This window comes from Flavobacterium taihuense, from assembly GCF_019351435.1.
In the GTDB taxonomy this organism is placed as follows: Bacteria; Bacteroidota; Bacteroidia; order Flavobacteriales; family Flavobacteriaceae; genus Flavobacterium; species Flavobacterium taihuense.
Map to the genome: position 1 here is coordinate 156,464 of NZ_JAHWYN010000002.1, position 13,429 is coordinate 169,892.

Annotated in this window: 10 protein-coding genes and 1 tRNA gene; 7 read left to right on the forward strand and 4 right to left on the reverse strand. The window is 34.8% G+C overall.

Annotated elements, in window-relative coordinates; genetic code table 11:
- Positions 1–71: 71 nt before the first annotated feature.
- Both KZH69_RS02325 and KZH69_RS02330 read right to left on the reverse strand, forming a co-directional pair.
- Positions 72–2,021, reverse strand: coding sequence for a DUF7849 domain-containing protein (locus KZH69_RS02325; RefSeq protein WP_219315850.1), 1,950 nt, complete (start codon positions 2,019–2,021; stop codon positions 72–74).
- A gap of 132 nt (positions 2,022–2,153) precedes the next feature.
- Complete coding sequence (locus KZH69_RS02330) at positions 2,154–3,146, reverse strand: hypothetical protein (protein ID WP_219315851.1); 993 nt, start codon at positions 3,144–3,146, stop codon at positions 2,154–2,156.
- A gap of 578 nt (positions 3,147–3,724) precedes the next feature.
- Between KZH69_RS02330 and KZH69_RS02335 the strand changes: the two genes are divergently transcribed.
- From KZH69_RS02335 to KZH69_RS02365, 7 genes are all read left to right on the forward strand, one after another.
- On the forward strand, positions 3,725–4,309 hold the full coding sequence (locus KZH69_RS02335) for an RNA polymerase sigma factor (RefSeq protein WP_219315852.1): 585 nt from the start codon (positions 3,725–3,727) through the stop codon (positions 4,307–4,309).
- Positions 4,310–4,311: 2 nt separating this feature from the next.
- The gene (locus KZH69_RS02340) at positions 4,312–5,037 is read left to right on the forward strand and encodes a tetratricopeptide repeat protein (protein WP_219315853.1); all 726 of its coding nucleotides are present in this window, start codon (positions 4,312–4,314) and stop codon (positions 5,035–5,037) included.
- Positions 5,038–5,237: 200 nt separating this feature from the next.
- Positions 5,238–6,017: a TatD family hydrolase gene (locus KZH69_RS02345; RefSeq protein ID WP_219315854.1), complete on the forward strand. Its 780-nt coding sequence runs from the start codon at positions 5,238–5,240 to the stop codon at positions 6,015–6,017.
- Positions 6,018–6,080: 63 nt separating this feature from the next.
- Positions 6,081–7,217: a 1-acyl-sn-glycerol-3-phosphate acyltransferase gene (locus KZH69_RS02350; protein ID WP_219315855.1), complete on the forward strand. Its 1,137-nt coding sequence runs from the start codon at positions 6,081–6,083 to the stop codon at positions 7,215–7,217.
- On the forward strand, positions 7,207–8,235 hold the full coding sequence (locus KZH69_RS02355) for an asparaginase (RefSeq protein ID WP_219315856.1): 1,029 nt from the start codon (positions 7,207–7,209) through the stop codon (positions 8,233–8,235). The genes KZH69_RS02350 and KZH69_RS02355 overlap by 11 nt, the downstream gene beginning before the upstream one ends.
- A gap of 60 nt (positions 8,236–8,295) precedes the next feature.
- Positions 8,296–8,385: transfer RNA gene (locus KZH69_RS02360), tRNA-Ser, on the forward strand.
- Positions 8,386–8,644: 259 nt separating this feature from the next.
- Positions 8,645–9,895: a site-specific integrase gene (locus KZH69_RS02365; protein WP_219315857.1), complete on the forward strand. Its 1,251-nt coding sequence runs from the start codon at positions 8,645–8,647 to the stop codon at positions 9,893–9,895.
- Between the two features lie 5 nt (positions 9,896–9,900).
- On the opposite strand, the gene KZH69_RS02370 is transcribed toward KZH69_RS02365, so the two are convergent.
- Both KZH69_RS02370 and KZH69_RS02375 read right to left on the reverse strand, forming a co-directional pair.
- On the reverse strand, positions 9,901–11,181 hold the full coding sequence (locus KZH69_RS02370) for an HlyD family secretion protein (RefSeq protein WP_219315858.1): 1,281 nt from the start codon (positions 11,179–11,181) through the stop codon (positions 9,901–9,903).
- Positions 11,182–11,206: 25 nt separating this feature from the next.
- The gene (locus KZH69_RS02375; RefSeq protein WP_219315859.1) at positions 11,207–13,429 is read right to left on the reverse strand and encodes a peptidase domain-containing ABC transporter; all 2,223 of its coding nucleotides are present in this window, start codon (positions 13,427–13,429) and stop codon (positions 11,207–11,209) included.

A 13,429-nucleotide genomic window follows, 5' to 3' on the forward strand; every position in this document is an offset into this window, starting at 1 on the left:
CTTGTATTTGCTGAGATTTTTTAAAGTTGAAAGAATTAGATAATGAAACTGTACCTTTCTTAAGGTAGGCTCTAAAACTTCCAAATACAATACAACTGAAAATAATTAAAATTATTGTCAAAGTTAAGCACATAACGCGCTCCCAAGCTAGGGCCAATTCGTGCAAAACCAGCTGTAAAGTCAAATAGTAATCCTGATTTTAGTTCGGGTGAAGCGTTTTTTGTTGTGATGCTAGAGTATTCTGTTCGTAATAAAAGTTTGTCGGATGTTCCTTCGTACACATCAGTTTTTATGTTTTGTGTTTGTTCTTCGGAAATATTCATATTGACCTGAAAACCTGCCCCGACGCCAAAATAAGTTGAAATGTTGTATCGGAACAATACTGGAATTTCCCAGTTGATATTTTTGTTCTCGATGGATGTGGTGATTTTTTTTAAATTCACTGTGCCTGCACTTTGGTCAACTTTTTCTGAGAAAGTAGTTGCTCCATCATAAGAAGTAAAACTATTTAAAAATTCAGCTTGCCCATAATAGCGATACGATTTAAAAGGGGAAATGGTTGCGCCTACAAAATAGCTTTTGGAATTGTCCAGATTTGGGTAAAAATTATAACCCGCTTTGGCTCCAATGGATATACCGGGAGTGAATCGGGTAGTAGCATAATTGGTGATAATGGGGTCGTTTTTGTCAAAAATAATAGCAGTTCTACTTTTGGTTTTTACTTTGTGAAAGTCTTCATTGAATTTCATGGAGTATTTTACAAAACCTTTGGTACTGTCAATTTCTTTTACGTTTTTTTGGTTGGTTCCGGGCAAATAGATATTTCTAAAAACAAAAAATATTTGGGTCTCTCTCTCGATAACGTCCAAACAACTGGTTGTGGCTACTTCGCCTTTGGGACAAATAGGACATTCGGGATACATACTCTCAATTTTCAAAGAGGTTTTGTCGAACATATCCGGAATATCAGTTTCAAGCTGAATTTTTCGGGCTGGTCCTTCACCGTTGTTTTGGAAGCTGGTTTTGAATTTGACTCTTTTGTAACGTACCAATCTATAATTCATAAAGCTTCCGTTGGAACCCATTTTGTTGGGATCGTGGGAAGTGACGATTTCCATTTCCAGACTTTTTATTTTATGATTTTTAAAAGTTCGGTTAGGAACATAAATAGAACGCATGGTGATTGTCGCACTCGTGTCTTTGATCATTTGCGGAGTGGTTTTGAAAGTGTAAAAAACATTTCGGGTTTCTCCTGGATTATGGTCGTCTATTTCCAAAATGGAAACATCTTTATACATGTTTTTTGCTGCTAATAAAGTCGAATCCAAGTCGGTTTCGTTGGTTGTTTCTCTATATTTTTTGGCGAAAGCCAAAGTGTCATTCGATGCCAAATAACGGTTTGAATTATCGATATCATCTGCTGAAACAACATTGTTTTCTTTTACGGTTCTTTCATTGGCATAAGATCTTACTTCCTGTAAATCGAAATTGTTGTTTTTGAATTGCTTTTCATTGAAAAAAAGATAGAGTTTTCCGTTGGTTACATAGTTTTCCAAATTTTCATAACTCACCACTACTTGTATTTCCTGTTCCGGGATGGGATCGCAGTTTTTGAAAATTGACAATCCATTTTGATCGGCAATCGATGCAATGTCTTTGTAATTGGTGTCTTCAATATCGTTTATAACTACTTTTTTCGGACGGGTAGCTGGTGGTTTTCCGTTGTCATAATTGTTGGTTACAGCAAGTCGTGCAGTATAAACTCCTTTGTTTTTATAGACATGTTTGGGTTCGGCTTCTTTGCTGTAATGGCCATCCCCCAATTCCCACAAATAGGAGTAACTTGGTTTTGGTGCTCCTGCAATAGGAATCAATGGTGGCGGTTCAGGCTTGAAACTGACTAGATTTCCTTTTTGGTTGTATCCAATATTAGCTCTTCGGGTAATGGTGTCTTTTACTTTTACCTGTGCATAAAAAGGGAATGTAATGATGAGAAAAAAGACGACTAACGATTTGTTCATAATTGGTTATTTGGTTTAGTCAATATAGCTTTGGGAACGTTTTTAAACGCAATTTTGATTCAAATTATTTTTAAATGTAGAAAAAAGCGGTGAGCAAATCACCACTTTTTTTTATTTATTTGAATTTGTAACTTATTGAATAGCATTGATTGCGGCTATTAATTGTTCTTCGGTGCCTACTGTTGTTTCGGCTAATGTGAAAGTGTAAACATCATTTGCCGCGACTGTAACTGCTTTGATTGCCCATCGCCATTGTCCGTTGTCTTCGGTGGCAAAAATTATGTGACAAGCCAATCCAATTGGAATTTGACCGTAGTGCTCACTGAATAATCCTGCGGCAGTATATGTGTCTAGTTTGGCTAGAGCGTTTTGACCTTCTCCATCGTAAGATAGATAAATGGCACTGTTGGTGTTGTCGTAACCTTCAGGAGCGTCGGCAAGAATGGTAGTTTTTGGTCTTGGATCACTGTAGAATTTATCTACGTTTGTCCATCCAAAGTTTCCAAAAGAAACATAGTAATTGTTTCCTTCTCCTTGTACTCCGCCTTTTCCGCCATTGGTGCCAGCCGCATCAGCAACGTTTTTCCAAACTAAGTTTTCTGGGTCTTCTAAATTACCTGTCCAAAGCAGCATTCCTGTTTCAAGACCGCCGGTTAAGCTTGCTGGGACAAGAAGGGTCATTGTGGCTAACGATTCAAGTGCTACTCCGTCTTGGGTTGCTTTGATGTAGAATTCTCCGCCAGAAATCAGTAGGTTTTTCTTTCCATCTGTTGTTAATCCCATGGTTGGTTTGTTGGCCGCCAGCATGTGTCCTTTGTCAAATAATTCAACATATTCGATGTTGATAGCACCGGTCACTGCGGCTCCATTTTTTCTAAGGTAGTCTCTGTTGATTATTAATTTCACCCCTTTCACGGAAGTTAAGGTTACTGATCCAGAAGCTTCTGTGATGGTGAATGTTTGTTTTAATTTAGTTAGCGCTTCGGTTCTTACATCTTTCAATTCAGAGGCCGTTGGTGGAATATTTTGAATTTCATTGTCATCGGTAGTGTTGTCGTTTGTACAGCTTACCATTGCAATTGTTCCTAAAAATAAAAGAGCGATTGATTTTAAATTTCTGTTCATGATTTCTAGTTTGTTTTAAATCTGTCTTGGAAATGTCCAAGAGGTTGTTTCAGATTCTGGTTGTTAATTATAGTTTCTTTTTGTCTATATCAATTAAGGTTTGATATTGTTACCTTTGTTTTTGAAATTTCTTTTTTAATTCTAATTTCATTCTTATATCAACTTTAGTTTTGATTTGTTACCCTTTTTTTGATTTTTTTTATCATCGAGTAATTAATGTCCATAGTTTATTGATATAAGTGATTCCTATTCTTTTTAAATTTCCCATAATCTAAAAGTTTTTAAATTTTCTAATTATTGATTTATATAGTTATATCAACTTGGTTTTATAATTGTTACCCCTGTTTTTAATTTTATTATAAATATCTGGTTTTACGTAGTGCGCGTAAGGGATAGCAGTAAGCTACCGAAGTAGCACGGATAGCCCGACCGCATTATGAGAAGAGGCCGAATACGCGCAAAATAAAGTAGGCCTCTTTTCATAATGGGGTTACGCCCAAAGGGTTATTGTTATTTATAAAAGAGGTCGGGTAATGGTTTTCTCTCTTTTTTTAGTATTTTCGGTAAAAAGTTTTTTTATGACTCCAACGACTGTTCATCCTGATCAAATGTATATTGAAGGATTGGCGAATAATGATTCCGCGATTATTCATGCTATTTACAAGAAGTTTGTGCCAAAAGTGGTTCATTATATAAAGAACAATTCGGGCGATGAAGATAAAGCGCAGGATGTGATTCAGGAAGTGATGATTTTGCTTTTTAATCAGGCGAAATCGGAACAACTTCGATTGACGTGTCCCTTTGATGCATACTTTTTTTTGTTGTGCAAACGTAAATGGCTCAATGAGTTGAAAAAACATTCGAATAAAGGGGTAACAATTAAGGAAGAGTTGACATCTATACATGAATCTGCAGATGAGATGGTTTTGCAAACGGAGCATTTTGACAAGAAGCAACAACTGTATGATGCGATGTTTCAAAAACTAGGGGAGAAGTGTCAAGAGTTGCTGAAACTGAGTTTTGCGCTATCATCGATGGAGGAAGTTGCCGAAAAACTGGCGGTAACATACGGTTATGTCCGCAAGAAAAAATCGCTTTGCATTGGTCAATTGACACAGTGGATTCAAGAAACCAATCGCTTTAAATCTATAAAAAATACCTAGCCATGAACGAGGAACACTTTTTGGAATTTGATGAATATCTTCAAGATGAAATGGCCGTTGCCGATAAATTAGCTTTTGAACAACAATTGGAGGAGCAGCCTGATTTAGCTATGGCTTTTGAAACCTATAAAGAATTGCAGCTGCATTTAAAAAATAAATTTGGGCAAGCCGATGAATTAAACGCTTTCAAAAAGAATTTGAAAGGTATTTCTAAGGAACATTTTAGAAAGCCCAAACCTAAGGTGATAGCGTTGAAACCATGGTATTATGCGGTGGCAGCATCGGTTGCAGTTTTGTTTGGATTGTTCTTTTTGAATCAGAATTCGAATCCAACGTTTGAGGATTACAATCAGCCTGAAATGGTGTTTTTTACGGAACGAGGGGATGCAGATGCTAATTTAAAATTGGCGCAGGACGCTTTTAATGCGAAAAGATATAAAGAGGCGATTTCGCTTTTTGAAACTATTTTGGAAGCAGATAAAAGTGCAGAGATTCAGTATTTTTATGGAGTGGCATTACTGGAGGAAAATAAATTACCAGAAGCCGAAGTGGTTTTTACAAGTTTAGAGAAGGGGAATTCCATTTATAAAAATAAGGCGATTTGGAGTTTGGCTTTGAGTAAATTAAAGCAAAAAGATTACAAAGCATGCAAGGAACTCTTGCTGATGATTCCTGAGGATTATGAAGGAAATGATCAGGTTGATGCTTTGCTGAATGATTTGGATTGATATTTCGTAACGGTTCTTTCGCGAAGATTCGCAGAGGATTACACGAAGATTCATAAAGTTTATTTTTAAAGATTCACTGAGATATTAAATTCTTTGCGAATCTTTTTTTCTTTGGGAATCTTTGGGAAATGATTTTTGCGTAACTCCATTTTTGGTAAAGCCCGTTTTTTCGAGTAATTTTGCGGCATTAAACTTTACTCTTGGAAACAAAAACAATACTTACCGATACCCATACTCATTTATATTCAGAAGAATTTGATTTGGACCGAAGCGAAATGATGCAACGCGCCATTGATAATGGAGTCACACGCTTTTTTGTCCCTGCGATAGATTCTACCTGTACGCAGAGCATGTATGATTTGGAACGAGATTATCCTGATAATGTGTTCTTGATGATGGGTCTGCATCCTACTTATGTCAAGGATAATTATCTCGAGGAATTGCAGCATGTTGAAACTGAATTGGCGAAAAGAAAGTTTGTCGCTATTGGTGAAATAGGGATTGATTTGTATTGGGATAAAACCCATTTGGCAGAACAGCAAATTGTTTTCAGAAAACAAATTCAGTTGGCGAAACAATACAAACTTCCCATTGTGATCCATTGCCGTGAGGCATTCGACGAAATATTCGAAATTCTGGAAGAAGAAAAATCTCCAGAATTGTTTGGGATTTTTCATTGTTTTTCGGGAACGTATGAACAGGCTTTACAGGCGATATCCTATAATATGAAGTTGGGAATAGGCGGAGTGGTCACCTTTAAAAACGGAAAAATAGATCAATTTTTAGATAAAATAGATTTAAAACATATTGTTCTGGAAACGGATTCTCCTTATTTGTCTCCAATTCCGTATCGTGGCAAACGCAACGAAAGCAGCTATTTGATAAATGTTGCCGATAAATTATCGCAAATTTATGGTCTTGCAGTCAATGAGATAGCAGCGATAACAACCGATAATTCTGCAAAAATTTTCGGTATTTAATATCGATTTTCTGTAACTTTAATATTTTTTTTGTTCTTTTGTCCAACTAAATTGAAAACCAAAATGAATAAATTTGATGCGATTCGGTCTTTTTATGATTCCGAAATAAACGAAGGGATAATAAAAGTTATAGATCATCCGATGATGAAAGCTTTAATGAACTTTTGTTTTCCAGGAGTAGATGATGAAATTTGGAAAGAACAGCTTCGCAAAACGCATTCAATTCGTGATTTTCAATGCAACTTTATTTATTATGGAGTGCAACAGGTATTGGAGAAAAGCTCGGAAGGGTTAACCACTTCAGGCTTTGAGAAGTTAGAAAAAAACACGGCTTATCTTTTTATTTCAAATCATAGGGATATTGTTTTGGACACTACCTTATTGAATTCTTCTTTGTTTGAACATGGTTTGGACATGACTTCGTCGGCTATTGGTGATAATTTAGTAAAAAAGTCATTTTTGAAAACATTAGCAAAGCTCAATAGAAATTTTTTAGTGCAACGCGGACTATCTCCAAGGGAATTGTTAGTAAGTTCGAAATTGTTATCTGAATACATGGCGCAGCTGTTGTTGCATGAAAATCGTTCGGTTTGGATCGCACAACGCGAGGGAAGAACCAAAGACGGAAATGACGAAACTAATCCAGGGGTTTTGAAGATGATTGCTATGGGGTCTGATGAGTCTAATATAATGGATTACTTTAAGAAAATTAAAATCGTTCCGGTATCTATCTCCTACGAATATGATCCTACAGATGCTTTAAAAATGCCTCAACTATTGGCGGAAGCAAATAATGAAATTTATAAGAAAGAAAAAAACGAAGATTTCAAGACTCTGTTGAGTGGCATTATTGGACAAAAGAAAAGAATACACATTCATGTAGGAGATGTTCTCGATGCTGAAATCGATGAGATTAAAAGGAACGTTGATACAACGAACAAACAAGTACAAGCTCTGGCACAGGTAATTGACGACTCCATTTTGAGTAATTACAAATTGTGGACAACTAATTTTATTGCTTACGATATTTTGAATTGTTCAAATCGATTTGCTCATTTGTATACCGAAAATGAAAAGTTGCTTTTTGAGCGACGATTAGAGATGCGAATAGATCACGAACATCCTATTGCCAAACAAGGATTTTTGGATATGTATGCCAATCCCGTTGTCAATAAATTGAAGTATGTTGATGAACTCTAAGCCTAAAATTCTATTGATTTATACCGGTGGTACCATTGGTATGCTTAAGGATTTTGAAACTGGAGCTCTCAAAGCTTTCAATTTCAACAAACTTCTTCATAATATTCCCGAGTTAAAATTATTGGATTGTGAGATAGATACTTTTTCTTTCGAAAAACCTATCGATTCGTCGAATATGAATCCCAAACATTGGGCAGAAATGGCTCGTGCTATCGAAATAAATTACTCAAATTTTGATGGTTTTGTTGTACTTCATGGTTCGGATACCATGTCGTATTCGGCATCCGCTTTGAGTTTCATGCTTGAAAACCTTTCGAAACCTGTGATATTTACAGGATCCCAATTACCCATTGGAGATTTGAGAACCGATGCCAAAGAAAATTTAATCACGGCGATTCAAATTGCTTCTTTGCAGGAAAATGATCAACCTTTAATCCAAGAAGTTTGCCTTTATTTTGAATACAAATTATACCGCGGTAATAGAACTACCAAGATAAATGCGGAACATTTTAGAGCCTTTATTTCTCCCAATTATCCTTTCTTGGTTGAGTCTGGGGTGCATTTAAAAATAAATTCACAATTGTTTTTACCTGCAAAGGGTAGTGATACGTTAAAAGTTCATACTCGCTTAGACAATAATGTAACCATCATCAAAATGTTTCCAGGAATAAGTGAAGCCGTTCTTTCTGCCATTCTGAATATTGAAAACCTGAAAGGGATTGTACTCGAAACTTATGGAGCAGGAAATGCACCAACCGAAGAGTGGTTTTTGACACTTTTGCAAAAAGCAATATTTAGAGGGTTACTCATTGTAAATGTTACGCAATGTTCAATAGGAAGCGTGAGTATGGGACATTATGAAACAAGTACCACGATGAAAAAACTGGGGATTATTTCTGGGAAAGACATCACAACCGAAGCTGCAATCACCAAATTAATGTATTTATTGGGGCAAAATATTGCACAAGAAGATTTCAAAAGTGTCTTCGAAACTTCATTAAGAGGAGAAATGCAATAATTTGAATTTTTCCTTTCAAAATTCATTTTTTTTAGTGTTCTTTGCAGACCAAAATAAAATAGAGAGGTGTCCGAGTGGTTGAAGGAGCTAGCCTGGAAAGCTAGTATATGGGTAACTGTATCGAGGGTTCGAATCCCTTCCTCTCTGCCAGAATAAAAACAAAGGAATACAAAACCCACTAAATTCAAGGATTTAGTGGGTTTTTTCGTTTCTAGGATAATCAAATTATTCAATTAATCTCAAAGTTTTGGTGTCTTTCGAGGTGTCACTAAATTATAAAAATTTAAGTGACACCTCTCACAGGAAGTCACCAGTACAACAAGGAGTTCAATACATATTCAAAATATGTACATCTTGTTTGTAATTATTAGAAATTTTAAATTTAATAATAACTAAAAGGTTACCACTTATGAACACTATAGTATCCGTTCTCTTTTATATTAAGAGATCAAAAGCCAACAATGAAGGTATCTGCCCAATTTATGTCAGAGTTACAATTCAATCCAAACGTTTTGAGTTCAGTACCAATAAATATATAAATCCCAATAGATGGTCTAGGGAAGGCTCTAAAGTTAAGGGGACAAATGAAGAAGCTAGAACAATAAATAATCATCTTGATTATTTAAAAAACCAAGTTCTGGAAGCTGAAAAAAAGTTATTCAAAAAAGACATAAAAGTTACATCTGAAAATTTGAAAAACGAACTGTTGGGTGATAACGAAACTAAACGAATGCTCATTCCAATCTTTCAAGATCACAACAACAAAATAAAAGAATTGGTTGGCAAAGAATATGCACTAGGAACATTAGAACGTTATAAGACATCGTTAAGCCACACAATAGAATTTCTGCAATGGAAATTTAAAGTGACCGATATTGAAATAACCAAAATAGATCACGCATTTGTAACCGATTACGAATTTTGGTTAAGAAGTGTCCGGAATTGCGCGAACAATACAACTGTTAAATATCTTAAAAACTTTAATAAAATAATCAAAATATGTTTGGCCAATGAATGGATAACTAAAAATCCTTTTGCTAATTACAAATCGAAAGTAAAAGAAGTGGAACGCGTCTATTTATCCGAAGAGGAAATTCAAAATATTATCAATAAAGATTTTAAAATAGAACGACTATCACTAGTGCGTGATATCTTTATTTTTAGCTGTTTTACGGGTTTGGCATACGTTGATGTCAAAAACTTAACAAAGTCGCATATAAGCCTTGGAATTGACGGACAGAAATGGATCTTTACGCATCGTCAGAAAACAGAGAGTGCTTCTAAAATTCCAATCCTTCCAGTAACGCAAATGATTATTGACAAATACGAAAATCATCCACAGAGCAATAATCAAGAAAAATTGCTCCCAATTTTAAGCAATCAAAGAATGAATGCCTATTTAAAGGAAATAGCGACCGTTTGTGAGATTGAAAAAGAATTAACTTTCCACATTGCTCGACATACTTTTGCAACTACGGTAACGCTTACAAATGGTGTTCCAATAGAAAGTGTAAGTAAAATGCTAGGGCATAAAAATTTAAAAACTACGCAGCACTATGCTAAGATACTTGATAAAAAGGTTGGTGAGGATATGATGATTTTAAGAGACAAATTTGCAGCTAAAAATTTTAATCCAAATTCCAATGTTGAGGTTGTATAAAGGTATCATCTTCTAAAAACATCCCGAAACTGATATAACAATCGTTCTGTCAACCTTAAATCTTCCGTAACAATTTCAGCACTTCCAGACATTTCTTGTTGAAATGGAATTGTTTTATGATAAGAAGTTTCCAGTTTTTTGGGCAAAACTACATCAATCCATAAATTCCCGTCTTTATCGGGGGTCAATGAAATATTCTTGATTTTACCATTCAACATTCCGTATTGACTATCAGGAAAATTAGTCAATCGAATATTTACTTCTTGACCTACTTGTATTTTTCCAGAATTGAGAGCTGGAGCTTTCAATTTTCCAATGTATCCCTTTTCCAATGTTGGAATTACTGCAAAAATAGCATCCCCAGCAGTAATCGTTTGATTGGCAGTCCAGATTTGTAAAAAAGATACTTTTCCCGTAACAGAAGATTGCAATACATATGCTAATTCCCAATCTTTTATTACTTTCTTTAATTGGTAAAAAGCTTGAATTTTATTGCTTTCCAAATTAGTTTCTTCCTTGGTGCCGTTAATTTTAGTGCTTTTACTATTTTTAGAATTGTCAATCAAAGCCGATTTCAATTGCGAAATAGTGCTCAACAAACTTCTATAACTTTTTTCCGCTTGAAGATAACTTAGTTTTTTATTCTCAAAATCCTGAGTCGAAATTACTCCTTTATTAAATAAGGTCTCATAACGGTTTACATCACTTTTCTGCAATAAAAGTTCGCTTTCATTCAAACTTTTTTGTTGTTGTAAAATAGCCAAGCGAGCCTCAATTTGAATACTTTCTGAATTTTGAGCATTTCCTTCTACCTTATACGGTTGTAAATCATCGTTTAATTCATTGGCAATATAAGCGGCATGAAACCCTGAATATGCACTTTCGATATCTCCAAGTTGAACATTTTCCAATTGTTTAAAATCGAAATTAGTTCCATTGGCATGCGATTCCAACATTTTTTTCAATAAAAAAACATCTCGATAATTGGCTGTATTTTGAATAATCGCAAGAGGGGTATTTTCCAATACGATTGCTTTGTCCTGAACCAAAATAGTTTCAATCTTACCAGTAGTTTTCGCTATTACTTTTTCTGGAGGAATATTGGTCGTTATCAAAATTGGAGCCGAAACAATATCTGGGTATTTGATAAACCAGGTGGCAAAAAGCAACATAAAGATAATCATAGAGACAACAATCGTGCCCCAACGAATCATCCAACTCGGAATTCGAGTAAGTATCTCTTGAACTTCTTCGCTTCTCAATTCTATTTCTTTTTCGTCTGGCATTATTCTATTTATTAAATATGAAATTCTAACTCCCTAACTGCAACTGGTTTCGAACCAATTCATAATAACTACCTTTTTGTTTTACTAATTCTTGATGATTGCCTATTTCAATGATTTTGCCTTTTTCAAGAACTACAATTTGGTCTGCATTCATAACGGTACTTAATCGGTGGGCAATAACAACAACAGTTTTATTCTTAAAGAAAATGTCTAATTTTTCCATTATCGTCTTTTCATTATTAGCATCTAATGCCGATGTGGCTTCATCAAAAAATAACATTTCCGGGTTTTTATAGACAGCTCTGGCAATAAGCAATCGCTGTTTTTGTCCAGTACTCATTCCTACGCCTTCCATTCCTATTTTTGTATTATAACCCAAAGGCAAGCCATTGATATATTCGGTAATATTTGCTACATCAGCAGCATAAATCAACCTCTTTTTATCAATTGAGTCGACCCCAATAGCAATATTATTGGCTATGGTATCATTAAAAATAAAACCTTCCTGCATTACTGCTCCTATATTGGATCTCCAAGTTTTTTGAGATAGATTTCCTAAATCAATTTTAATCTCCTTTTCATTGGATGAGGAGTTGGTATTGAGGTTAATGTTCCCTCCATTGGGTTCGTAAAACTTCAATAATAATTTCATTAAAGTGGTCTTTCCACTTCCGCTGGTTCCCACAATAGCAGTTATTTTATGAGCTGGAATTGTTAAATTTAAATTTGTGAGGACAGGAATAGCCGAACCAATATAACGAAAGGACAAATCGTTGATGACAATATCACAATCTTTGGGAATATCATGTGTTTGATGTGCTTCTTGTTGTGTTTCATCTTCCTTTTCATGGATTTCAGACAAACGGGCTAGTGATATTTTTGCATCTTGTACTTCCCGAATAAAAATGATTAATTGAACAATTGGTCCATTCAAACTTCCCACAATACTGCTTATGGCCATCATCATCCCTAGAGTTATTTCTCCATCGATAACTAATTTTGCCGAAAGGAAAATAATGATTATATTCTTTAGTTCATTGATGAAATTAGACCCTACCGTTTGGGTTTGTTCTAACACCAATCCTTTCATAGAAACTTTGAATAGTCGTGCCTGTACGTACTCCCAGCCCCAACGTTTTTGTTTCTCGGCATTGTGTAATTTAATTTCCTGCATTCCATTGATAAGTTCAATTACTTTGCTTTGCTCTTGACTCGTCTCCGTAAACCGTTTGTAATCGAGTTTCTCTCTGCGTTTCAAAAAAAGAATTACCCAAAGAAAATAAAGGAAACTTCCAAAAAAGAAAACCACAAAAATCTGGATATTATAATAGGCCAAAACCCCTCCCATAATAACCATATTGATTAATGAAAACAAAACATTGAGCGATGATGTAGTCAAAATACGCTCAATACGGTGATGATCGTTAATGCGCTGCATAATGTCACCTGTCATTCGCACATCAAAAAACGAAATAGGCAAGTTCATTAATTTGATAAAGAAATCCGAAATTAATGAAATGTTGATACGAGCCGAAAGATGTAATAAAATCCAACTCCGTATTAATTCTAATGCTGTTTTTCCAAAAAACAAAAACAATTGCGCAAAAAGAATTAAATAGATAAAATGGATGTTCCTGTTTTGTATCCCAACATCTACGATACTTTGCGTCAAAAAAGGAAAAATAAGCTGCAAAACACTACCAGCAAATAACCCAATGATTAATTGTGTTATAAAGGATTTATAAGGCAAAATGTATTGGGCTAAAAGCGAAAAACCAAATCGATTATTCTCTTCTTTTTCAAACTCATTATGATAGAATTTTGGAGTAGGTTCCAATAATAAAGCAATTCCTTCTTCTGTATTTTCATTGGCATTATTACCAATCCATATCTTACGAAATTGACTTTCATCATATTCAAGTAATCCAAAAGCAGGGTCAGAAACAAAATATTTGTTGTTTTTTATTTTATAAAGTACCACAAAATGCATTTTGTTCCAGTGTAAAATACAAGGAAGCGGAACCTCTTCAAGCTTTATACAATTTGCTTTAATACCCAATGTTCTAAAGCCTATTTTCTCAGCGGCATCACTTAACAATAATAAATTGCTACCATCCCGATTCGTTTCACTATAATCACGTAGTTCTTGGATATTTATTATTTTGCCATAATACTTGGCTATTATTTTAATACAAGTTGCTCCGCAATCTTTGCTGTCGGCTTGAATATAGTTTGGAAATTTTTTCAA